The organism is Metabacillus sp. SLBN-84, from assembly GCF_053629595.1.
Genome location: NZ_JBRJIP010000001.1, coordinates 2,709,666 through 2,733,385 on the forward strand (window position 1 = coordinate 2,709,666; position 23,720 = coordinate 2,733,385).

The 23,720-nt window shown below is 43.4% G+C and carries 22 protein-coding genes and 1 pseudogene; 11 read left to right on the forward strand and 12 right to left on the reverse strand.

The features are described from left to right. Positions 1–365 precede the first annotated feature (365 nt). The 4 genes from RKD52_RS13850 (at position 366) to RKD52_RS13865 (ending at position 4,437) form a co-directional block, all read left to right on the forward strand. A complete protein-coding gene (locus RKD52_RS13850; protein ID WP_454100140.1) occupies positions 366–860 on the forward strand; it encodes a L,D-transpeptidase family protein in 495 nt (164 codons plus the stop codon). A gap of 89 nt (positions 861–949) precedes the next feature. Next, on the forward strand, positions 950–2,239 hold the full coding sequence (locus tag RKD52_RS13855) for an MFS transporter (RefSeq protein ID WP_454100141.1): 1,290 nt from the start codon (positions 950–952) through the stop codon (positions 2,237–2,239). 124 nt (positions 2,240–2,363) lie between these two features. Beyond that, positions 2,364–3,887 carry an HD domain-containing phosphohydrolase gene (locus RKD52_RS13860; protein WP_454100142.1) on the forward strand — a complete coding sequence of 508 codons (1,524 nt, stop codon included), beginning with the start codon at positions 2,364–2,366 and terminating at the stop codon, positions 3,885–3,887. A gap of 82 nt (positions 3,888–3,969) precedes the next feature. After that, positions 3,970–4,437 carry a YkyB family protein gene (locus tag RKD52_RS13865; protein WP_369732825.1) on the forward strand — a complete coding sequence of 156 codons (468 nt, stop codon included), beginning with the start codon at positions 3,970–3,972 and terminating at the stop codon, positions 4,435–4,437. A 62-nt stretch (positions 4,438–4,499) separates the two neighbouring features. On the opposite strand, the gene RKD52_RS13870 is transcribed toward RKD52_RS13865, so the two are convergent. Next, entirely contained in the window at positions 4,500–5,402 is a 903-nt protein-coding gene (locus RKD52_RS13870; protein ID WP_454100143.1) for a chemotaxis protein, read from the reverse strand. Between the two features lie 98 nt (positions 5,403–5,500). Next, complete coding sequence (locus tag RKD52_RS13875) at positions 5,501–6,820, reverse strand: MFS transporter (protein ID WP_454100144.1); 1,320 nt, start codon at positions 6,818–6,820, stop codon at positions 5,501–5,503. Between the two features lie 254 nt (positions 6,821–7,074). Between RKD52_RS13875 and RKD52_RS13880 the strand changes: the two genes are divergently transcribed. After that, positions 7,075–8,358, forward strand: coding sequence for an NCS2 family permease (locus RKD52_RS13880; protein ID WP_454100145.1), 1,284 nt, complete (start codon positions 7,075–7,077; stop codon positions 8,356–8,358). Positions 8,359–8,885: 527 nt separating this feature from the next. Here the strand turns inward: RKD52_RS13880 and RKD52_RS13885 are convergent. Together RKD52_RS13885 and RKD52_RS13890 are read right to left on the reverse strand one after the other, a co-directional pair. Then, positions 8,886–9,371, reverse strand: a complete 486-nt coding sequence (locus RKD52_RS13885; protein WP_454100146.1) for a DinB family protein — start codon at positions 9,369–9,371, stop codon at positions 8,886–8,888. Between the two features lie 57 nt (positions 9,372–9,428). Next, positions 9,429–10,679 carry an ATP-binding protein gene (locus RKD52_RS13890; RefSeq protein ID WP_454101229.1) on the reverse strand — a complete coding sequence of 417 codons (1,251 nt, stop codon included), beginning with the start codon at positions 10,677–10,679 and terminating at the stop codon, positions 9,429–9,431. Between the two features lie 228 nt (positions 10,680–10,907). On the opposite strand from RKD52_RS13890, the gene RKD52_RS13895 reads away from it, so the two are divergent. From RKD52_RS13895 to RKD52_RS13910, 4 genes are all read left to right on the forward strand, one after another. Then, positions 10,908–11,465: a PadR family transcriptional regulator gene (locus RKD52_RS13895; RefSeq protein WP_369732820.1), complete on the forward strand. Its 558-nt coding sequence runs from the start codon at positions 10,908–10,910 to the stop codon at positions 11,463–11,465. Then, positions 11,455–11,919, forward strand: a complete 465-nt coding sequence (locus tag RKD52_RS13900; protein ID WP_454100147.1) for a GNAT family N-acetyltransferase — start codon at positions 11,455–11,457, stop codon at positions 11,917–11,919. The genes RKD52_RS13895 and RKD52_RS13900 overlap by 11 nt, the downstream gene beginning before the upstream one ends. A gap of 131 nt (positions 11,920–12,050) precedes the next feature. After that, positions 12,051–12,248 (forward strand): hypothetical protein, encoded by a 198-nt coding sequence (locus tag RKD52_RS13905; protein ID WP_426864468.1) that lies wholly within the window; start codon positions 12,051–12,053, stop codon positions 12,246–12,248. Between the two features lie 206 nt (positions 12,249–12,454). Then, entirely contained in the window at positions 12,455–12,751 is a 297-nt protein-coding gene (locus RKD52_RS13910; RefSeq protein WP_369733075.1) for a transporter, read from the forward strand. 226 nt (positions 12,752–12,977) lie between these two features. Here RKD52_RS13910 and RKD52_RS13915 read toward each other — a convergent pair whose 3' ends face one another. Together RKD52_RS13915 and corA are read right to left on the reverse strand one after the other, a co-directional pair. Continuing rightward, positions 12,978–13,532, reverse strand: coding sequence for a TIGR00725 family protein (locus RKD52_RS13915; protein WP_454100148.1), 555 nt, complete (start codon positions 13,530–13,532; stop codon positions 12,978–12,980). A gap of 102 nt (positions 13,533–13,634) precedes the next feature. Further along, positions 13,635–14,606, reverse strand: a complete 972-nt coding sequence (gene corA, locus RKD52_RS13920; protein ID WP_454100149.1) for a magnesium/cobalt transporter CorA — start codon at positions 14,604–14,606, stop codon at positions 13,635–13,637. A 155-nt stretch (positions 14,607–14,761) separates the two neighbouring features. Between corA and RKD52_RS13925 the strand changes: the two genes are divergently transcribed. Then, entirely contained in the window at positions 14,762–15,910 is a 1,149-nt protein-coding gene (locus RKD52_RS13925; RefSeq protein ID WP_454101230.1) for an aminotransferase A, read from the forward strand. Positions 15,911–15,953: 43 nt separating this feature from the next. Here the strand turns inward: RKD52_RS13925 and RKD52_RS13930 are convergent, their stop codons facing one another. The 4 genes from RKD52_RS13930 to RKD52_RS13945 all read right to left on the reverse strand — a co-directional run bounded on the left by RKD52_RS13930 (position 15,954) and on the right by RKD52_RS13945 (position 21,198). Beyond that, on the reverse strand, positions 15,954–17,765 hold the full coding sequence (locus tag RKD52_RS13930) for a PAS domain S-box protein (protein ID WP_454100150.1): 1,812 nt from the start codon (positions 17,763–17,765) through the stop codon (positions 15,954–15,956). A gap of 299 nt (positions 17,766–18,064) precedes the next feature. Then, on the reverse strand, positions 18,065–18,238 hold the full coding sequence (locus tag RKD52_RS13935; RefSeq protein ID WP_369732813.1) for a hypothetical protein: 174 nt from the start codon (positions 18,236–18,238) through the stop codon (positions 18,065–18,067). Positions 18,239–18,281: 43 nt separating this feature from the next. Beyond that, positions 18,282–18,953 (reverse strand): carboxymuconolactone decarboxylase family protein, encoded by a 672-nt coding sequence (locus RKD52_RS13940; protein WP_454100151.1) that lies wholly within the window; start codon positions 18,951–18,953, stop codon positions 18,282–18,284. 118 nt (positions 18,954–19,071) lie between these two features. Then, positions 19,072–21,198 carry a peptidoglycan D,D-transpeptidase FtsI family protein gene (locus tag RKD52_RS13945; protein ID WP_454100152.1) on the reverse strand — a complete coding sequence of 709 codons (2,127 nt, stop codon included), beginning with the start codon at positions 21,196–21,198 and terminating at the stop codon, positions 19,072–19,074. 386 nt (positions 21,199–21,584) lie between these two features. On the opposite strand from RKD52_RS13945, the gene RKD52_RS13950 reads away from it, so the two are divergent. Next, the gene (locus RKD52_RS13950) at positions 21,585–22,343 is read left to right on the forward strand and encodes a CAP domain-containing protein (protein WP_454100153.1); all 759 of its coding nucleotides are present in this window, start codon (positions 21,585–21,587) and stop codon (positions 22,341–22,343) included. A gap of 45 nt (positions 22,344–22,388) precedes the next feature. Here RKD52_RS13950 and RKD52_RS13955 read toward each other — a convergent pair whose 3' ends face one another. Together RKD52_RS13955 and RKD52_RS13960 are read right to left on the reverse strand one after the other, a co-directional pair. Beyond that, positions 22,389–22,850, reverse strand: coding sequence for a GNAT family N-acetyltransferase (locus tag RKD52_RS13955; RefSeq protein ID WP_454100154.1), 462 nt, complete (start codon positions 22,848–22,850; stop codon positions 22,389–22,391). Next, a pseudogene (locus tag RKD52_RS13960) lies at positions 22,826–23,719 on the reverse strand (NAD(P)-dependent oxidoreductase); the annotation flags it as partial. The pseudogene RKD52_RS13960 and the gene RKD52_RS13955, both read right to left, overlap by 25 nt. Position 23,720: the final 1 nt, after the last annotated feature.

A 23,720-nucleotide genomic window follows, 5' to 3' on the forward strand; every position in this document is an offset into this window, starting at 1 on the left:
CTCAACTCCTCTGAATATACAAAAAATTATATCACAGAAACAAAAGCGGAAGCGCCTTGGTCAGATCCGATAGGCAGATAAGAATCCGGCAGAAAAGTCCGGGTTTGACTTTTTTGACGGATTTGTTCTGACAGAGGATTTAGGCGCTGTAGCTGGACGAAGATAACTCTGTTGCATTTTCTTAAAGTTAATATTTTTTAAAATTAGTTAAAGGCATAAGAAACGGAATGGCACACCGGGCGGAAACAAAATCCATATGTGCACATATGATGCTTTAACACACCGGAACTGAGCAAGTGCCTGATAAATCCGGAGCCTAATCATGTAAAACGAAGTATTCATCACAAATAAAGCGGTGAAAACAGATGATCTATCTTGTAAAACCCGGTGAGACTCTCACCTCTATAGCCCAGGACTTCCGCATCAGCCCGGCAGTTCTCGTTACTGCCAATCAGCTTTCAGATCCAAATAAATTAACCGCCGGACAGCCTCTGATTATTCCCGGGCTGCCTGAGCCTTCCTCCATTCCTTACAGCATCATGATATCGATTGGCCGCAGACAGCTGACTCTGCTGAATAGAGGACAAGTGATGAAAGTCTATCCGATAGCTGTCGGCAAAATTCTTTCAAGAACCCCTATTGGAGAATTTGTCATTGTCAACCGCCAGCCTAATCCGGGAGGTCCGTTTGGAGTGCTTTGGCTCAGCCTATCAAAAATTCATTACGGCATACACGGAACGAACGATCCAAGCTCAATTGGAAAGGCTGTTTCAAAAGGATGCATACGCATGCAGAACAAAGATGTCCTTGAACTCGGGTCCATTGTCCCGAACGGAACAAGGGTCTCCATCCGCCAGTAAAATTTTTACAAAACCTTTATGTTAAAATGAACATGTTTCTATTATAATAACTACTGTGACTACTATCCTGCAAAATAAGGAGCAGCATAATGAAAATCTTTGAAAACAGAAATTTTGTGAAGCTCTTTTTTGCCGCACTCGCTTCGCAAATGGGCACTACAATCGGAAATATGGCCTTTGCCTTTTATTTATTGGACCGTTTCAGCCACCAGCCGTCCTATGCGACACTGGCAGAACTGATGTATTCACTTCCAACATTGTTTGTTTTCTTTCTGGTCGGGGTGGTTGCAGACCGTTTTGACAGAAAAAAAGTAGCTGAAAACTGTGACTGGATCAGAGCATTTCTGACTGTGCTTCTGTTTGGTTCCTTATTTTTGAATTCCATCCCGCTTATCTTCTTCCTGCTCTTTTTAAGAAGTGCAGTGACAAAATTCTTCTATCCTGCCGAAGCGAGCCTCGTGCAGGGAATTTTAAGTAAAGAGCAGTATGCGCAGGCTGCAGGGTTGAACCAGATTCTCTTCAGCATCTTTATGGTTTTCGGGGTTGGGCTCGGTGCAATTGCCTATCAGACAATCGGACTGAAGGGCGCCGTGGCTTTCGATTTTATCAGCTTTGTCATCTCTGCAATACTCATCCGGCGATGCAAAATTCCCATGGAGGCAAGGCTTCCGAATGGAAAAGCGAAATGGAAAGATTTCAGTATTTCTTCCACTTACCGTGATTTTAAAGACGGCATTCTGTATATTGTAAAAAACAAACTGCTTGCTTCGCTCGTGTTCGGTTTCTTTGTTTTCGGGTTTGTAAATGGCGCATTTTCCATCCTTCCGATTTTTACTATGAAGTACGAGCTGTCGCCTGACAATTACGAAAAGTATGCGTCATTTTTCGCGATTTCTCTTGGAGCCGGCCTTCTGGCGGGAAGCCTCATCGGTACACTTATGTCTTCGAAATTCAAGCCGCATCAAATGATGATTTATCCGATTTTCGTAAGCGGCATTCTGATTTTCATGCTCGGTCTGACCGATCATCTTGGCATTTTTCTTGCCACTGTGTTCATTATTGGGACATGCATTGGACCGATTAATGTTGCCATTGGGGGCTGGATGCCTAAAATCGTGCATCCAAAACTGATGGGCAGAGTAAGCGGATGGACAGACCCATTGATGATGTTTGCACAGTCCCTGACCCTTGGCATTATTGCCGTAGTCTTTCCGAAATTCATCAGCAATATTGAATATCTCTACTATGGAATGGCCACTGTGATTCTTTTCGTTTTCCTTTTCTATGCCCTTACTTTGCCAAAGCTAAGCAAAGAACTTGAATATTCCCAGAAAAAACTTGCACAGCGGACAGGAAAAGAACAGATCCATATTTCGTAAGACGTTTTCACGGCAGCAGACTTCATCTGCTGTCTTTTTTTTCAAGTTTTCAGTGTCCCGGTAAAGATTCAGAAAAAACAGCCGATATTACTAAAGAAGTATTGACTGAAAGTTGGGTCCTGAATTGACAATATATAAAGAGTTTATAACAAAGCTGATCATTCATAATTTTACTGCTTCTTTATTAGCTGTATTTGGCGTGGGTTCCGTTCTTATTTTTACTACATTAACAGTCACTCCATCTGAAGTCATGCTGCTTATGCTGCTGCTCTTGTGTTCGATTATCTGCATGAGCCTATGTGAATGGGCACTGTTCCGGAGACACATCGCACCGATCAAAAACGTTTTCAAAGAGAGTGATACCTCTTTAGATACACTGGATGCTGCTTTCAGACAGACTCATCGTCTACCCCTTTTAAGTGTATACAGAATTTTGGGTCCGCATCTTTTTGGGTTTTCTGTTCCGGCTTGTATGTTTGGAATCTACCTTATCAACAATAACTTGCTGAATATCCCGCTATCGTACATTCTTCCTGCTTTTGCAGTCACTTTTTTAGTTGCGGGCATGCACAGCGTCATTGAATTCTTTTTATGCTCCAAAGCGGTGAAGCCTATGCTTATTACCCTCCGCAATAAAGGTCTTATGCTCTATGGGAAGGATCTTGTACCAGATCGGGAAATCCCCATCTCTTTAAAATCCAAAGTAATGTTCAGCGCCATTTACATTGGTGTATATCCCCTGCTGTTATTTGCTCTTGCTTCACAACTGCGTTTTAAGGAGAATGTGTCCCCGGGATTGCCTGAATACTGGAGCTGGTCCTTGCTGATTGTAATCATGTCTGTGCTGTTTGCAGTGTTTGGTTCTTTTTTGCTATTCAAAAACATTTCTGAACCTATTGAGAAGCTTCAGGAGGGCATGGCTGAGGTTGAACAGGGGCAATTCCATTACCGGAATGAGGTTTATTCGGATGAGTTTGCAACGGTTATCGCAGGCTTTAATAAAATGATACGCGGGCTCAAAGAGCGTGATCAAATCAATAATCAGCTACTGGAAAGTTTGTATACAACACTTGCTTCAGCTCTTGATGCAAGAGATCCTTATACCGCGGGCCACTCCATCAGAGTAGCGGAATATTCCGTTATGATCGGCAGGGAAGCAGGGTTATGCGAAGAAACACTTGATGATTTGAGGAAATCAGCGCTTCTTCATGATATAGGCAAAATCGGCATTAAAGACAGCATTCTCATGAAAGAAGGACGCCTGACAATGGATGAGTATGAAGAAATAAAAAAACATCCGGTCATAGGCGCCGGAATCCTCCTGAGTGTTCAGCCTGCTGAAATGCTGCGGCCGCTCATACCAGGCGTCAAATATCATCATGAGCGATTTGACGGTCACGGGTACCCTGAAGGTCTTGCCGGAAATGACATTCCTCTTTTCGGAAGGATTATGGCCGTTGCTGATGCCTATGATGCGATGACCTCTGACCGGCCTTACAGACGGGGGATGCCGTCTGAGACTGCGCTCTCCATTATTAAAGAGGGCCGGGGCACGCAATGGGATCCTGTTTATGCGGATTATTTCCTGAAGATCATGGATTCGTTTTCAGAACGTCAGCTGATGAACGAAAACCGGGAAAACGGGTGATTGATTTTAGATTAAGTTTGCATTTTACACCTGGAAACGTATAATTTAGAATAAGCGAATAAATGTGCAAAGGAGAGAGAAAATGGACGATCAGCGAAATCAGCCGCTTAAACCAACGACAGATAATGTAGCAAAAGCAATCTATATCGTAAACCGCCATGCTAAGACGGCGCCAGACCCGAAATTTTTATATATGCTGAAAAAACGGGCACTTCAAAAACTATTAACCGAAGGAAAAGCAAAAAAAGAAGGACTGCACTTTTCCAATAATCCTAAAAACAGCAAGCAGCAGTCAGACGTTCTTATATCTGCCGGAGAATATTATTTTCATATGCCTCCCACTAAAGATGACTTCGAAAATCTCCCACATCTCGGTTCACTGAATCAGTCGTACCGAAATCCAAAAATACATTTATCCCTGGCAAAAGCAAAAGCACTGCTTCAGCAGTATGTCGGCGTAAAGGAGTCGGTTTCAAACCGCCCTTCTACCAATAAACCTGCACCTACATACAAAAAACCTGTATTTAAACGCTTGGGCGAGAGCTATTGAAGAGAAATAAGAAAGAGCCATTTCATCATACGGAAATGGCTCTTTCTCATTTATACTGCAATCTAAAGGATATATTGATCAATCATGGAAACGAGCTCAGCAATTTCAGGTTTGCTTACCTGCCCGTCTGCCCCGACTTTTCTTCCTTTATGTTTAAGATCCTCCGTTATGAGCGATGAAAAAATGAGAACAGGTAAAACCGCAAGTGTCGTATGCTCCTTGATGCGCTTCGTCAGATGGTGGCCGTCCATTTGCGGCATTTCGATGTCTGTAATCACCAGCTGCACTTCATCTTTTAATGCACCGCCATTGCTGCACAGCGTTTGAAGGTACTCCAGTGCGTCTTTGCCATTTTCAAAAAATTCCAGATTTACAAATCCCGCTTCCTGCAGCGTATCATGCAAAAGCCCTCTGAGTAATGGCGAATCCTCTGCGATGACTATTTTCTTATCTGACCGCTCGCGCTTGCCGAGCTTTTTTATTTGATTTAAGTGAATGCCTGATTCCGGATTAATCTCAACAATCAGTTTTTCAAAGTCAGGCAGAAGAATCATCTCGCCGTTCCATTTCACGACTCCTGTAATCTGACTTTCGAGACCCTGGTACAGCCGGGACGGTTTTTCAATCAGGCTCCATGAAATCCGGTGAATTTGAGTGACGCCATGCACATGAAAGATGACCTTTTGTTTATTAAATTCCGTCACAATCAGCTTGTCTGCAGAAGAATTCGGATTCTCCCCCAGGCCAAGTGCTTTTGCTGTATCCACTACAGGTAAAACTTCCCCTCTCAGCTCGGTAATGCCTTCAACATTCGGATGGGCATGAGGCACTTTTGTCATAGTCTGAAGCTGGATGATTTCTTTCACTTTAATGACATTAATCCCGAATTTCAGACCTGCTACAGTAAATTCAACGATTTCAAGCTCATTTGTGCCGCTTTCCAATAATATCTCTGTCTGCTGCATCGTTTTCTTCCTCTCTATAGTTACACATACCTTATATATCGGAACAATTCGATCTTTCTCAACCGGACAATGAAAAAAAGCCTGAGGAAATCTCAGGCTTACGCTTCATTGTCAGGAACAAACATATGGACAGCAAGCCCGATGCCTGCAAGTATCATCAGAGAGCCAATGGCAATCCTGCTTGCAAGATCACCGTAATCTGCAAGAACAAGTGTAATAGTTCCGTATAGAAGCGGCCCGGCAATGGATGACACCTTGCCGGAAAAGGCAAAAAGCCCAAAGAACTGTCCCCTCTTGTTTTCCGGCGTCAATTCTACAATAAATGTCCTTGACGTGACCCACATAGCCCCAAGAGAAACTCCGAATAAACTTCCAGCAACCCAGAACATGGCTGCATTAACAGCAAATGCAGCAAATGCCAGCGCTATGACCAGGATGATTCCAACATACATGATGCTTTTTTTCGTTCCTGCTGCCCTTGTTATATATCCAAAAAGAAAAGACCCTGCTATGCTTGCCACCGTTGAGACAAGGTACAGCAAAATAAATTCACCTGAAGAAAATCCAACAATAGCCTTTGAATAAACAGCCATCATCGCTACCGCTGTGGCGATGGCATCGTTTAAAAAGAAATAGGCAATCATGAATAAAAAAACGGCTTTATACGTTCTTACTTCCTTAAAGGTCCGGATAATTTCTCTGTAGCCATCCAAAAATCCCGTCTTTTCCGCTTTACCCGCAAAAGGCTTATCTTTTACAAAGAAAAAAAGCGGAAGTGAAAAGACCAGAAAAAGAAGGGCTGTCGGAATAAATGCCCTATGAAAGCCTGAATCTCCAATAAGCAGATAAACACTGAGGCCGACAAGGGTTCCGACATATCCTACGGCAACACCGAATCCTGATATTAGAGGAATCTGCTTTCCAGTGCCTAAATCAGAAATCATCGTATCATAAAAGATCAGGCTTGAATGGTAAAAGAATTTCGCCATGATAAAGAGCAAAATAACGTACACTAAACCGGCGGGGAGTCCAAACAGCGTATAAGAAAACTCTGTCATTCCAAAAACGCCCATAAGTATGGTGCACAGCACGGTTATTAAGGTAAAAGGAATAATATATGCTTTCTTTTTCCCCGATCTGTCAATTAATACGCCAAACAGCGGAGAAAACAGAACGAGCAGGAAGCTTGCTGCTGCATTGGCATAGGATATGAATGAACTTGCAATCTGATCCAGTCTTTCGTTTGCGCCAATTACTTCCTGCAGATAAAAAGGAAAGAAAATGGTAGTAATATTTGATGAAAAGATAGTGTTCGCAAAATCATACAGCGCCCATGACAGAATGGGGAGCGACAGGTACAGTCTCCATGCCCTCTCCTTTTGAAGAGTCAACGTGTCAGGCTTTTCTAATTGTGCCATTTAGCATCCTCCGTTTTCTTTTTGTATGGTTAACTTCTTTAAACAGAGAGCCGCCACCTGCCCGTTTACAAAAAATTAACGTGAACGAGCTCCTGTATGTTTAATAAGAGTCATGATAGTAAAGCCTCTCACAGAAAATGACAAATAAAGATAATGCACAAAGTCTTCCCTCTTGGTATAATGCTATATGTGAATCGGCTGATGCCGGTTGAACGGGTTGGGTCGAGGGTTACTTTTTAAGGAAGGGTTAAAAATTGCATAAGTACTTTCAGCTTGAGCAACATGACACGACAGTCAGAAAAGAGCTGCTCGCAGGAATGATTTCCTTTTTTACGATTGTCTACATCGTAGCCGTAAACGGTGCGATCCTGGCTGACGCCGGCATTCCGATTGAAGCAGGCATTATCGCGACCATTCTTACATCTTTCATTGGCTGCGTACTGATGGGCTTTATTGGAAAAACACCGATTATTCTAGTTCCAGGGATGGGGGTGAATGCGTTATTCACCTACACAATCTGCGGTTCAATGGGACTCTCCTGGCAGGAAGGTCTTGCGGTCGTTTTTGTCTCAGGACTTCTTTTTGCACTTGTTGCATTCACGAAGCTCTCTGGCATCATCAGCGCTTCCATACCTGATTCGCTGAAAGAAGCGATTACGGTTGGAATTGGAATATTCCTCACGTTTATCGGTCTGCAAAAAGGCGGTATTGTCACCGGAAGCGAGACGACTTTTGTCAAACTGGGTGATTTTACAGACCCCCATGTCTTCGTTACGCTGATTACATTAGTGATCACGATTGTGCTCTTTGCCAGAAACATTCCGGGCAATTTCCTGATCAGCATACTTGCCGGTTCAGCAATCGCTGCAGGATTCGGCTTGATTGACAGCTCTGAAAGCAGCGGGTCCTCCTTTTCGGCAGCTTCGTATACTCAGGTTTTTGGCGCCATGTCATTTAATCAGGCAGCAGATCTTGCATTCTGGACGGCCACTTTCTCACTCACGATGGTCATTGTGTTTGAGAACATCGGCCTTGTTCATGGACACGTCAATATGATAAGCAGACAAGACAGGTACAGCAGTTCGCTCAGGGCAAACGCCATTTCTGCCATTACAGCGGGTTTATTCGGAACAAGTCCAACAGTAAGCACGGTCGAAACAGCTGCAGGCATTCAGGCAGGCGGACGCACAGGACTGACTGCCATAACAACAGGATTCCTGTTTTTAGGTTCACTGTTCTTTCTGCCATATCTTAAATTGATTCCAGACAGTGCAATTGCCCCTATTTTAATTTTAATCGGCGGGCTGATGATTCAGAATATCCAAAACATCGATCTGAAAGATTTTACGGAAAGCTTTCCGGCCTTTTTGATCATTGCACTCATTCCCCTTACCTACAGCATCGTAGACGGAATGGCCTTTGGATTCATTGCATATCCAATCTTAAAACTTGCCATGAAACGCACAAACGAAGTGGCGCTGCCGCTCTACATCATCGCGGCGCTGTTTTTGGCGAATTTTATTACACATAGTATCTAGAAAAGCGGAATCGCCCGTTTAGCCCTGACAGGCAGAAAAGAAATCCCCGGAAAAGTCCGGTTTTGACTTTTTTGGGGATTTTGTTCTGACGGAAGGGTTGGGCGATGGAGCTGGACACCTAGAAAAGCGGAATCGCCCGGTTAGCTCCGGGAGTCAGATAAGGAAACGGCGGTGAAGGCGCTTTTTGCCTTTGCCGACGGTTCCGTTCTGACAGAGGAGTTGGGCGATGGAGCTGGACACCTAGAAAAGCGGAATCGCCCGGTTAGCTCCGGGAGTCAGATAAGGAAACGGCGGTAAAGGCGCTTTTTGCCTTTGCCGACGGTTCCGTTCTGGCAGAGGAGTTGGGCGATGGAGCTGGACAATGAGAAAAGCAGAATCGCCCGGTTAGCTCCGGGAGTCCAATATAAAAACCCAGTTCAAGTTGAACTGGGTTTTTTACTGCTTCTTAATCATTCTTATCACAATATACAGGGCTGTAAACAAGAATATAGCACCGGCAACGGCGAGTGCCTGCATGAGAAAAGACATCATGAAGTCCTGCTTTTCTCCATTTTTTTCAGAAATGCGTCAATCTGTGCTTTATGATGCAGGTCATGATGAATGAACTCTTCCATATAACCTGCAATGGTAAACGGATGATCTCCGATGCTGAATTTAAAATCAAATTCTTTTCCTGTAAAAGACCGGAATCCTTCAACAACGGCAGACCGAGATTGAGTGAACTCCTGAATAAGCGCCTTCTTCCCAATTCCGCTTTTCGCATACTCCGCTGCCCTGCTGTTGACTGCCTCAATATCAGGGAATGGATCTAAAACAGCGTTCATATGTATGTTCTGCAGTCTCTGCTCAAGGGTAAACCTGTCCCATGAAATAAGATGTGAAATTATTTCAGCTATGGACCATTTTCCATGATCAATCGGATGATGCCATAGCTCTTCGCTTGTAAACTCCAATGAGATGACCCAGTTTGTAAAGTCAGAATAATGCTGATTCATTTCATCTATTGTTTTCATCAGTCTCCCCCTTTTCCGTTATACATTCTCTCCGAACGTACGTTTCTCCTTCTTCTGTCAGTGATTCATTTCCTGAAATAATTGAAGGCTAATGATTACACAGGTGCCCTTTCCAAGCTCACTTTGGTATTCGACTGTGCCGCCCATTTCCCGAATCAGCCTGTTTGTGATCATCGATCCAAGACCGGTGCCTTTTGATTTTGTGGTATAGAACGGCAAACCGAGATTTTTTCTTACTTCCTCAGTCATTCCTTTTCCGTTATCGCTGATGGCAATGCTGATGGTGCCGTCTGCATCATGCGTTATTTTGGTTATTTCTACTTCTCCGCTGTCTTCAATGGATTCAATTGCATTTTTAATCACATTCATCAAAGACTGCTTAAGGAGATGGATGTCCCCATATACTTCATTTCTCCCGTCAGATTCGAAAGACAGGCTGACATTGGAATAATACCCGAGCGGTTTCAGCAGCTCTATGCTGTCTACAAGCACATCATCAATATCAATCTTCGTCATCTCTCGATTTCCGGGCTTTGACAGCAGCAGATAATCTGTAATAATTTTGTTTGTCCGGTCCAGTTCTTCCAAAATCAAAGGTGAAAACTTCTTCAGATTTTCATCACCTGTATTCTGCTGTATATATTGGATAAATCCTCTGACCGTTGTGATTGGATTGCGGATCTCATGGGCAATGGCGGCTGCCATTTGGCCAATTGTCGTAAGTTTATCCATATAAACCATTTCATCAAACTGCTTATTTGTTTTTATAAGGCTTTCAATAATATAAATCATCGAAATACATGAAAAGTAAAAGGTCAGGAAATAGACAAAGTAAAAAGGAAGCCCCAGAAAATTCATCTTAGAGTAAATGATCAGGATATAGACAGCAAAATAAACGGCAAAAATGATGCTTCCGGACATGTATTTATTGCTTGACTGAAGAAACGCCCTTCTGAACAGCAGTGCCATAACATAGGCAAAGACTGTAACAGCAATCCCGATCAGATAGAACTCTCCGCCGATTAAAAATCTGGCAAAGCATGTTACAATAAGGACAATTCCACCTGATATAAAGCCGGAATACAGGGTAATAATCATTACAACAACCATTCTCAAATCAAAGTTCGTGTCCCCGAGTGTTTCAATCGGGTAGGCCATGCAAAGAAGAGCGCCAAATGAGCTGATCAGCCCGTAAATGATTTTCTGTTTTAATGCCGGCTTTTGCGTTGAATGAAACGGAAAAAACAGGTTTGCATTATAGGTTAGGGAAAATAGAATTGTAATATTAACCAATAGCGGTTTAATCATTTGCAGCACACGTATTCCTCCATAAAGGAACTATTTTTTCAAACACTTTATTTTACAGGATAGAACAGAAAATAGATAGATGGTTCATTTACATTCCCACCGATACCTTTCCCTTTTATCGAATTAGTGAACCTTCATGTAAAATCGTTGCTAAATGGTCAAACTAGACTATATAATCAAAGTAAGCTGATAAAGAAACACCAGCTTCGGTAAAGCGAGGTATGCTGTATGTCAATGAAATTGGTCATACTTGGGCTCTTAATGGAACAGAATGCCCATCCCTATGAAATGAAGCAGATTATGGAACAAAGACATATGGACCACTTTATGAAACTGCAGAAAGGCTCCCTGTATTATGCAGTTGAACAGCTTTACAAGAAAGAGCATATTGAAATTGTTGATATTATTAAAGATACGAACAGGCCTGATAAAACGATTTATTCGATTACCGAATCAGGGAAAAAGCTCTTTCACAAAATGATTCTGGACGAACTGTCGAGCGACTCAAATCTGTATCACCCTCTTTTTACGGGCGTTGCTTTTACTCTCCACAGCAATCCTCAAGAAGTGGCAGAAGTTCTTGAAAAGAGAGTGGAGCTGACAAAAAAAAGAGTGGCAGAGCTTGAAGGAATTCTTGATTTATATAAGAGGCTTCCGAGAGCTGTTATTCACTTAATTAGGGGATCAATCCTGCATGGAGAAGCAGAACTTGCCTGGTTAACGGATTTAATTAAAGATGCGCGTGCAGAAAAATTAAACATATTTGGTGGTGCTGATGAAGATTAGATTATTTGAACAAAAAGATCTTGAATCTGTCATCAATTTATATATTGATACAGTCAATGAGATTAATGGCAGAGACTATTCACCTGATCATATCCATACACTGGCTCCAAAAAGTCGGGATCATTATGAAAATTGGGGAGACCTGCTTTCAGTGAACACGACACTCCTTGCAGTAATAAATAAAAAAATAACAGGTTTTGGCACACTGACGCATAACGGAGACATTCATTTTTTATATGCTCATAAAGACCATCAAAGGACGGGAACCGGATCTGCCCTTCTTGAGGCACTCGAGAAGACGGCAAGAGATTTGGGCCACAAAAAGGTCACTCTCAATACGGGAATTACAGCCCGGCCCTTTTTCTTGAAAAGGGGCTACTCCGTTTTAACTGAACACTACGTATCTATTGATCCCATGCTTTTCATTCAGTACAAAATGAAAAAATACCTTTAAACCTCCTGTAAACGATTTCGATTTGGCGATTTTATGACATCTTCTTTTCAGCGGCAGATTTCATTCAAAAACATGGTAGAATTCTAAATGTGTTTTTTGAGTGATCTCTAGTAAAAGAAGGTGTTTTTTCGGTGGGAACCGTATTGCTGTTTCATGAAAATCAGGATATGACTGTTCTTGAGGATGTTCCTGAAGAAATATATGTGCAATTAAAAGAAAATGCCGGCTCAGAGTCGTGCAGCTGTAAAGTGAACGGCAGAACAATGATTCTTCCTCCCTTTCATTTCGCCGTCTGGCAGGAGCAGATGGATTGGGATTTCGGCTATTAATGTCCCGTACGCAAAAAGGAACACTCAAAGAAGTGTTCCTTTTTGCGTGTTGCTGCACGCAGTCCGGTATTCCATTCACTCCCTTCCTCGTTGATGCATACTGTGTGTTGTAGGCTAATGAGGAGAGGAATGTTTATATGTACAATCCATACGATCGTCAGGGATTTCCAGGTTTTCCGGGAGCAGGCTTTGGTCCTGGAGGAGGTATGCCGCCTGGTCCGCCGCCAGGGTTTGGAGGAGGAGGAACGCAGGCACCGACAGGACCGCCTCCAAGTCAGATCCCACAGCAAAGTCCATCACTATTTGCAGTAGACCCGGGAGCCATCAGCGGATGTCTTTTCCGGTTTACGTACGTTTGGCTTAACAATGGAAACAGCTTTTGGTTTTACCCGACATTTGTCGGCAGAACATCCGTCGCAGGGTACAGATGGAGACCGCGCCAATTCAGATGGGACTATTTCGGAATAGACACGCAGCGGATTGCTTCGTTTTCTTGCAGGTAGCCCAGAAAAGCGGAAGCGCCTTGCTTAGCTCCGAAGGACAGAAAAGGCTCCGCCGGAAAAAGCCGATTTTGCTTTTTTTGGCGGAGCCGTTCTGGCCGAGGAGTTAGGCGCTGGAGCTAGACAATGTGCAGAGCGCAATGAACGAAATGACTTCTTAACTCCTAAGCATAGTAAAGAAATCACACGAAAAGCGGACGGCCAAACAGCACGTCCGCTTTTATTTTTATTAATCTCCGATAATCCCTGTATTTTTCATTTCATCAAGCGGATGTTCGATTCTTAAGAACGCTCTGTCTACTGCCATTTTTGCTGAGTCCGCGTAGTGAATTTCCACGGTCCGGCGCTCGTCAAGATAGGCTCCTTCAAATGCGGCTTCCTTCAGTTTCGCCGCCCACCCTCCAGATGTTTCAATAACAACGGCAGGCTTTTTATTCATATAGGCAGCAGACAGCTCTCCCAATGTTCCATTTCCTCCCCTGATCATAATTATCGCATCTGAGGAATGAACCAGCACGAGACTTCTGTAATCAAAGGATAAGCCCGTCGTAATCGGAACATCCAGGTAATCGTTGGCAACATGTGTCTCATCTCCTGCCAGAATCCCGATGACAAGACCTCCCGCTTCTTTTGCCCCTTTGGACGCAGCCTCCATCACTCCGCTTCCGCCGCCTGTCAGCAGGACGGCATTTCGCTTGGCAATTTCAGCTCCCACTTCTTCACTTATTGCCCGCACTTCTGCAGGGATCTCTCCCGATTGGCCAATAACAGCAATTCTTTTCAAACCTTCCACCGCCTCAGTCTTTTCCTTTATTATACTATCATTTTCCTCTTCATTCTTTTAATTAAACGTAAAAAAACTGCCCGAAGGCAGCGTGTATTTGCGTTATAGCTTTGTTCCTTTATGATACCTGAACCAGCCCATTTTCGCGAAAAAGTAAATCATTCCCGCTGCAATCAGCACCATAATGCCCACAACAATAAAGTAATTGTATTTGCCGGCAAGCTCCGGCATGTACTGGAAGTTCATCCCGTAAAGCCCAGCAATAAATGTGAGCGGAAGGAAGATGGACGAGATGACCGTCAATGTCATCATGACTCTGTTCATTCTGTCTGAACTGATGGAAAGATAGCTGTCCCTGATATCTGCGCTCAGCTCTCTGTTCGCATCAATCATTTCAACAAGCTTCAGCAGGTGATCGTATATATCCTGAAAATAGATCTCATCTCTGATATAGGCTTTCAGACTGCTGGAACTTATCATCCTGTACAGCAGGTCCCGCATTGGAATAATTGTTCTTCTCAGCTTATACAAATCTGTGCGGATATCAAAAACACCTTCCATCAATTCGCTGATAGTCAGATCCTTTGTATTTTCCTCGATTTCATTCAGCAAATCCTCAAGCTTATAGACAGGAGGGAAATATTCATCTACCAGCTGATCCATCAGCTGGTGCATCAAAAGGGAAGGCCCCCCTTCCTTCAGACCTTCGTCCTTTTTCAGCTTAAACCAGATATTATTCAAATCCCTGATCGGCTTTTTATGGAAAGTAACAGCGTAATTTCTCGCAATAAAGAGATCAAGCTCTTCGGCATCAAGTGTTTTTTGCTGGATGGCATGCATGACAACAAACAGATAGGTATCATAAGTATCAATTTTCGGTCTCTGAACAAACTCCACACAGTCTTCAATAGCTAAAGGATGAAAGCGGAAAAATTTGCTCAGCAGTTTCGTTTCCTCTGCAGTAGGATCCTGAAAATCGACCCAATACCATTTAATTTCGGGTTTTCTCAGTTCTTTAAGGGGCAGGTCATAAACAACCTCCCCGCTGGATTGAACGGCTAATGTACGTATCATTCTGTCACATCTTTCTTTGTAGGTAAATGTATTTTTGACCTTTACCCTTCTTAATATGTTGCTAAACACGCGCAGAATGGGTGAATTAGTCTGAATAATTGTGTATGATGGTAGAATAACACGTTATTTGATTACTTAGAAAAAGGATGAACATGATGGAGCACCTTATTAATCAGCAGGTTAAAAACATTCAGATTTCTGGCATCCGCCAGTTTTTCAATATGGTCTCAGAATTTGAGGATACCATATCACTCACAATCGGCCAGCCGGATTTTTTAACTCCAGCTCATGTAAAAAAAGCCGCCATTGAGGCGATTGAGAGCGATTTTACAACGTATACCCACAATGCGGGCTATCCAGAACTCACAGAAGCTGCCGCTGCTTTTGTAAAAGAAAAGTATGGACTTTCCTATCAAGGAAAAGATGAAGTGATTGTAACCGCCGGAGCCAGTCAGGCCATTGATATTGCATTCAGGACCATCCTTTCTCCGGGAAGCGAAGTCATCCTGCCTGGACCGGTCTATCCAGGCTATGAGCCAATCATCTCACTGTGCGGAGCCAAAGCGGTGCACGCTGATACAACCGGACACGGGTTTAAATTAACGGCAGAACTGATCAGCAGGCATCTGACAGAAAAAACGCGGTGTGTCGTCCTGCCGTATCCATCCAATCCTACAGGCGTTACACTTGATGAGGAAGAGCTAATGAAAATTGCCGAACTGCTTAAAGGCAAAGATCTTTTCATTTTGTCAGATGAAATATACAGTGAACTTGTTTTTGATGGAAAACACCGTTCGATCGCATCGTTCCTGCGTGATCAGACAATCGTCATAAACGGGCTTTCAAAATCACACAGCATGACCGGCTTTCGAATCGGGTTTGTGTTCGCACCGGCTTCCATCAGCAAGCATCTGCTGAAGGTGCATCAGTATAACATATCCTGTGCATCCTCCATCTCGCAAAAGGCTGCTCTGGAGGCCCTTACTGCAGGCAAAAACGATGCAGCACCTATGAACGGGGAATATTCAAAAAGAATGAACTATGTGTACAGGAGATTGACGGAGATGGGGCTCCCGACTGAAAAGCCGGACGGATCCTTTTACATTTTTCCTAGCATCAAGCATTTCAATGCCTCGTCTTTTGATTTTGCCTATTCTCTTGCAAAGGATGGGGGGGTGGCTGTAGTGCCCGGGAGTGCATTTTCTGCTTTGGGGGAAGGATACATCCGGATCTCTTATGCCTGCAGCTTTGAACAGCTAAAAGAGGCGATGGACCGGTTTGAACACTATATAAAAAGCCGATAAGATTGGCCAGCGGACGCTATATGATTCGCTGGCTTTTTGCCTTTCAAGCTTCCGGCAGCTTCAGTGAAAAAACCGTGCCCATTCCAGGCTCGCTCTCAATGCTCATGCTGCCTTTATGATTTTCAATGATTTTATAAGTGATCATCAAGCCAAGGCCTGTTCCCTTTTCTTTCGTCGTGTAGAATGGTTCGCCGATTTTTTTCAGGGCTTCTTTAGGTATTCCCTCCCCTTCATCTTTCACATGCACAAAAATAAAACCTCCCGCTTTTTCGAAACGAAGCTGAATGGCTCCTCCTTTAGGCATGGAATCAATCGCATTTTTAATCAGATTAATAAATACCTGTTTCAGCTGGTTCTGATCACAGTGGATAAACAGTTTTTCTTCCTGGGGAACGGTTTGGATGATGACATTATTCATAATCGCCTGCGTTTCAAGAAGCGTTGCAACATCACTTACCAGAGCTGTTAAGTCCGTTTTTTTCAGGACCCTTTCCTGAGGTTTTGCGAGCATCAGCAGTTCGCTCAGGATCAGTTCAATTCGGTTCAGCTCAGAAAAGACAATTTCGTAGTACCCTTGATCGTGACGGTTTGCAGAATGCATAAGCTGCAAAAACCCCTTGATGGCCGTCAGCGGATTGCGGATTTCATGGGCAATGCCGGCTGCCAGCTGTCCAGCAACGGAAAGTTTTTCAGAGCGAAGCATCAGTTCCTCTGCCTTTTTCCGGTCAGAAATATCCCTCAAAATGACCTGAACGGCCCGTTCGCCAAAATAGGTGGTTGGAATGCAGACCATTTCCGTATAAATTGTGCTGCCGTTGTATGTATGCCAGGATTGCTTCGTTACTTCCACTTCAGACTTTTCTTCGACAATACTGCGGAGTTTCTCCCTCACCTGTTCATGATCTTCCTGTTCCAATAAGGCAAAGACGTTTTTGCCGAGCATATCAGGATAGTCTCCAGCTTCAAAAAGCTTTACTCCCGACTCATTAATAAAAACCCATTTGTCTCTGTGAATAACGGCAATAGTATCAATGGAATTCTGAATCAGGAGCTGATACCGTTCCCTGCTTTTCTGAAGGATTTTCTGGAACTTCTTGCGTGATGAAATATCAATCAGAACGACCAGTTCCGCCGGCTTGTTTTTATAAATGGCGGGGGCCGCTTTAATTTCCACTTCAACCGGTGTTCCGTCAAGCCTTCTCCACGTTTGTTCAATAAGGCCTACATAGGAGCCCTGCTGCATTCTTTGTATGCGGTTTTTTACAATGTCATGATAATCATGATCGATGATATCAAGAACATCTTTCCCAAGAAGATCTTCTTTTGAGGACCCTCCAAGCAGATCAATAAGGGCCTGATTTACATAGCAAAGCTGACCCTTCTGGGATATAAACAGGGGACATGGCAGTTTCTTCAGCAGTTCTGTCGCATGAACACTTATTTCCTGTGATTCTTCACTTAAAAAGGGATTATTCAGCTGCACACGCCTTGCCGGATCTCCATGCTGGCTTGGTTTTGGAATTTTCAGCTTAAGAATAATCTGATTTTCCTCTGCAGCTGCTGTTCTTATAAAATCAATATCAGCTTCCAGCCATATATAGGTTTCATTCTTTAACATGAAACGAAAGGTGCACGGATGAAGATGATGTTCATTGTAAAAATAGCTCTCCACTAAAAAAAGATCGTCTTTATGAACATATTCCTTCAATGTGGTGCCAATCATTTCACTGCTTTTAAAGCCCAGGTGCTCTTCGCTGTTTGCAGACATAAACTGAAACCTGCCGCTGTCGTTCATCACTGCAAACAGCTCTGCCTGCGGCAATACCTGATATTCGCTTTCTGTTTCCTGCTTCATGCATTGCCCCCCTTAATATGTAAATCACAACACAATACCGTGCTATCTGCTTTTGGGAAACAGCAGTCAAAATGATCGTCATGCGGGAGACTGAGGGAGAAAAATGAAGAAACAAGGAAGCAGATGATCTTCGCCTGCAGAACGTTCGATTTTACTTAACAAAATTCGATTCTGTCTTTCAAAATTCCTTTATGATTTCCTGAAAAAGTTAATTTTTTCTGAAAAAGAAAGCGCAGGTTATCATGATTGATAAACGGCGGTCATAAAAAAAGCAAGCCGGTATGGGATCCGGCTTGCTTTTATCCTTTATATTCACCAGCATTTTTTGAAGCTTTTTCTTTCTTTGCTTTTTCTTTATGAGCACGGTTTGTAGCGGCGCTTCCCAGTTCATTGCTGAACTCAGAGTCCGTTTTGCTTGAGTCAAAGCCTTTTTTGTTCTTCTGATCAGCATCGTTTTTGTTTGTTTTAGACATGTTCTTCCCTCCTTTTATTTACCTTAGTTTTGGCAGGTCCGCTTCAATTATGTGTAGAGTTTTCGTTTTCACCCTCAAAGGATTTCAGCATATTCACCGCATGTGTGACAACGCCGCCTGACCTTAAAAGCGCTGCTGTTATTGCCGCTTCCGCCAGTTCTTCCTTAGAGCAGCCTTCCTGTTTGGCACCTGCTGTATGGGAGGCTATGCAATAGGGACATTCTGACGTGTGCGCCACCGCCACTGCAATCAGCTGCTTTTGTTTGGCCGAAAGCTTGCCCGCAGCCATTGCCTTAGAAAAAAAAGCATGGGCCGAAGCTCCGATTTCCGGAGTCAAATCGGTCATTGTTTTTAAATCAGCAAGATCAGAGCTTTTATAAAATGCATCTGCAGCATTTCCGTCGTATACCCTGTGCATCTGCATTCTATGGGCATAGGCGCCGCCTGCTTCGACTGCAGCCGAGACCATAACTGCTTCAAATAATTCCTCCGCACTTGCCCCTTCTTTCTTTGCTTTTTTTGTATGAAAATCAATGCAGTAAGGACATTCCGTTGCATGAGAAACAGCCACAGCTATGATTTCCTTGTCCTTTTTTGTTAAATGTCCGTCACTCAATACCGCTTTGCTGAATGCAATATATGACTGATAAAGCTCAGGCGCAAGATCAGGAAACCTTTTCATAAGCTGAATGTTTTCAGGAGAGTAAAATCCCATGTGATCCCTCTTTTCTTAGATTTAACCTATTTTTTCCTACTATATAATGGGCTACTCTGATTTCAGAAAAAAAGGCAAAGAAAAAGCCTTCCTGTGAAGGAAAGCTGAAGTCTGCCTGTTATTCCTGCCCGGCTTCTTCCTGTGAAGAGGCATCAGCCGAACTGTCTGCATCCTGATTCTGCGGTTTCGAATCAAGGTTTGCATAGGCTTCGATTGCGCGCTTGGCGATATTTTTGTTTACAGGATGCCCTGCCCGCAGCCCAGTATAAGGAACCAATACACTGATAGCTACTTCAGGCTTTGATGCAGGGTAATACCCTACGAAAGCTAAATTATTTGTATCAGTACCCCAATATGCTTTCTTGCTCAGCTCACCATAATAGCTTGTTTGGGATGTTCCAGTTTTCCCTGCTACATCGTATTCACCAAAGACTCCTGCTGCGGTACCTTCAGTTTTTGTAACGGCTTCAAATCCCCGTTGCACTTGTCTTATGTCTTCCGGTGAGTTATTTATTCGATTTAGAATAGTTGGTTCATGTTCAGTTACAATCGGTCCAAGCTGTTTTTCTTCATTCGGTGAATGGATACTTGTTACAATCCGCGGTTCAACACGGTAACCGCCATTAGCTATAACGGATACGTACTGAGCCATTTGAAGCGGAGTATACGTATCAAACTGGCCTATTGCCATATCGACAAGCTTACCCGGATCACTCGCACTTGTTTGCAGACCAATTGATTCATTAGGAAGATCAATTCCTGTCGGCACACCAAGTCCGAATTGGCTGTAATAATTCCGCAGACGCTGATAATCACTTGCTGAAATATCAAGAGGTCCATTTGGAATGTATGTCTCCCCTGCAATTTCAAGAGCGATTCTGAACATATAAACGTTTGAACTTTTTTGAAGAGCTCTTATGTCAGAGACAGGCCCCATATTTCTGACTGACTTTTTATCAGGAGCACCTTTCAGTTTCATCGGAGTATCAACGTAGACAGTGCCCCTTGGTATTCCATGTTGATATCCAGCCAAAACAGTTGCCCCTTTAATAGTAGAGCCTATTTCATACTGAGTTGTAAAGTTCCCTACAATATAATCGTTTATTTTCCCCTCTTCAAAACTGTACTTCTTACCCGACATGGCAAGCACGTCGCCTGTATGAGGGTCCATCATGACCGCAAAGGCTCTGTCCACGAGGTAATTTCCGGATTTTCCGCGGGCAACTTTCAGTTCTTCTTCGACAATTTGATCGAGCTGCTTCTGCAGATCAAGGTCAAAGGACAGTTTTAGATCATAGCCGCGTCTTCCCTCGTCGATGACCGATTCGGAAATGACATTGCCGCTTGTGTCCGTCACATATTGCACTTTTGATTTTCTCGGATTCAGATAGTCCTCGTACTGATACTCAAGGTTGCTTCGTCCAACCCGTTCGTTGCGTGCATATCCGCGGGCTGTGTAATATGATTTTCTTGCTTCGAGAATTCCCTGTTTAGGAGTTGTAACACTGCCGAAAACCCCTGTCAGAAGGTCGCCGTTAGGATAGGAACGTTTCCAGTCCGTGATGATATCCACACCCGGCAGATCTTCAAGATTTTCAGCCACGCGTGTCAGCTCGTCCTTTGTCAGCTCTTCATCTTTTGTCAGGCCTGTAGCTGTTACAATTTGGGGCTCATAGGCATAGCCGGATGAAAAACGGGTATAAAGAGCCGCTATTTCAAGTTCTGAAGGATTTGCTTTTAATGCATCCAGTTCTTTTACGGGTACCCGGTCGATCTGAAGTTTATAGGTTTCACTGCCTTTTTTCGATTTTTCCTTTTCTGTTAAGAGGTCTGCTGCCTCTTCAGGATTCGCTGCCACCCAGTAGTCCTTCAAATCCCGTTCCTTCAGAAAATCGGATGGAACGTCAATTAATGAAGCCAGTTTCGCAGCAGTTTCGAGCTTGTCTTTTGCTTTGGTTGTTTTTTCAACCGTATACGTAATCGCGTCTACACCGATGTTTTCAACAAGGACATTTCCGTTCCTGTCATACATCTTGCCCCGCGGAGCAGGAAAACTGGCATAGTTGGACTCTGTGCGGCTGACTTCCTTGGAAAACTCCTCTCCCTGGACAATCTGCACAACACCAAGCCGGATAATAAGTGCTACAAACAGCAAAAACACAAAGAAAAAGAAAACGTTGATGCGGATTAAGCGTTTTTTCTTTAATTTCCGCAAATCCGCCTGACTATTGCCTTGCTCAGTCAACGCAGTTTATCTCCTTTCAAAATCGGATTCATCCGATTGTGGGTTCATTCATCTAATTACAATCCTATTGTAACACTTGTGTAATACTTGTTACACAAAAATGGGGGTAAATTTTTTGTCAAGAAACAATTCAATGAAAAAGTTAGTTTTGATGGATAATGCTAGAAATCATTCGTCCTTTATGTGTTTGGTCTGACAGCTGTTTAAATTGCTGAAAAGTCTTTGCTGACTGGTCTTTATGAGACTTACAATTTGTAAGGATGATAGATTGACATTCTGCATGAGTGTCAATGGAAAGCACTGGCTGATATATTACAAGAATCGTGTGTTACGATATGTGTGTAGCAAGGAACACAACAAAAAAAACTCTTAGGAGGAATTTTTTCATGAAAAAGAAGTCTATTGCACTTTCAGTTGCAGCAGCAGCTACTATTTTTACATTTAATGCGGGTGGACAAACTGCAGATGCAGCAGCTCCACAGCAATCAAATATGCAAGTTAAAGCTTATCAAATTGCCGGTCAAAACTGCAATTTAAATCAGGAACAAACACAGGATATGCTGAAAAACATCAACAATCCTGAGCTTCAAAAAATGGTTGAAGAGCAGCTGAGCCAGTTTAAAGCACAGCAAGGACAGGCTGCACCGCAGGCACCTAAGCAAGAGCAAGCTCAAGCGCCTAAGCAAGAAGCAGCTCCAGCACCTGCACAGCAGCAGGCACCTGAAGCAAAAGAAGAAGCTCCAAAGCAAGAGCAAACTCAGGCTGCAGTAAGTGAATTTGAGAAAAAAGTTGTAGAGCTTACAAATGCAGAGCGTGAAAAGCAAGGTCTAAAACCTCTTCAGCTTGACGAAGAACTAAGCAAAGTAGCTAAAGAAAAGTCTAAAGACATGCAAAGCAAGAACTACTTTGACCACAACAGCCCAACTTACGGATCACCATTTGATATGATGAAAAAGTTCGGCGTTGAGTATACAACTGCAGGCGAAAACATTGCAAAAGGACAAGCTTCTCCTGAAGAAGTTGTACAAGCATGGATGAACTCTGAAGGTCACCGCAAAAACATCATGAACGCTGACTTCACACACATCGGTGTGGGCCACGTTGAAGAAGGCAACTACTGGACTCAAATGTTCATCGGAAAATAATAGAGTTTGATCGTCATAGACAGCCGGGATATCCGGCTGTCTTTTTTATGTCAAGGGCATTTTCAAGCGGACCATATCAAGACATGGTATTCCATTTTCATAAATTGGCTTATCATAATGATCCAGGAAGTAATTCTTGATAATTCCGTCTAACCTGAAGCCGCACTTTTGATAAAGGGCCAGCTGGTCAAGGCTCGAATTTCCTGTACCAATTTCCAGAAAAGTAAAACCGCCAGTTTCCCCTTCCATTTTGGCACGTGCCAGCAGTTTCTTTGCAATTCCTTTTCCCCGGAATGCTTCATCAACTGCAAGATTCATCACTTCTAATGATGTGGATGAACGTTTAACGAGAACCAGTACACCAGCTGTCTGTTCTTTATGTTCTGCCAAAAAAACGAGGCTCTTATGAAGGTACTTTTGAATGGCTTTTTCCTCAGGATCTGCTTCAAGCAGCAGGTGTATTGGAGCAGATTCCCCGCTATTCAGTTTTCTGATGATGATTTCCATAACTTGTACAGAGCCTGTGTTCCGCTCTCGGCTTCCCCTTTTTCTGAAAGCTCCGTATACAGCTTGTGGGCAAGTGCGAGGCCAGGCACCTCCATTTTCAATTGTTCAGCTTCTTCGATGGCAATGCTCATGTCTTTCAGAAAATGTTTGACATAAAACCCAGGTTCAAAATCTTCCTTCAGCATTCTTGGTGCAAGATTGCTTAATGACCAGCTTCCCGCAGCACCTGCTGATATGCTTTTCAGCACATTTTCAGGATCAAGACCTGCTGAATGCGCATACGCAATCGCCTCGCTAACCCCGATCATGCCGGCTGCAATTGCAATTTGATTGCACATTTTAGTATGCTGTCCGCTTCCTGCAGGCCCCTGGTAGACAATATTTTTTCCAATAATAGAAAAAATCGGCAAACACGCTTCAAATGCTTCCTTATCTCCGCCGGCCATTATGGACAGTCTAGCCTCTTTAGCACCTACATCTCCGCCTGAAACAGGTGCGTCGATTGCGTAAATCCCCTTTTGCTTCGCCAGTTCGTAGATGCGTATGGCAAGGCTCGGCTTAGAAGTTGTCATATCAATTACGTAGCTGCCGGTTTTTGCAGCATTTAAAATTCCATTATCTCCCAAATAAAGTTCTTCTACATCTGATGGATATCCAACCATCGTCATAACGACATCAGAGTTCCGGGCAAGCTCTTCTGCTGTCTCTCTCCAGACCGCCCCCTCTTTAATCAGATCATCCGCTTTATCTTTTGTTCTCGTATAAATGGAAACAGAGTAGCCTGCCTTCAGCAAATGCATGGCCATGCTCCTGCCCATTACGCCCGTTCCGATGAACCCTATACTTTGTGTCATACATCTCTCCCTCTCT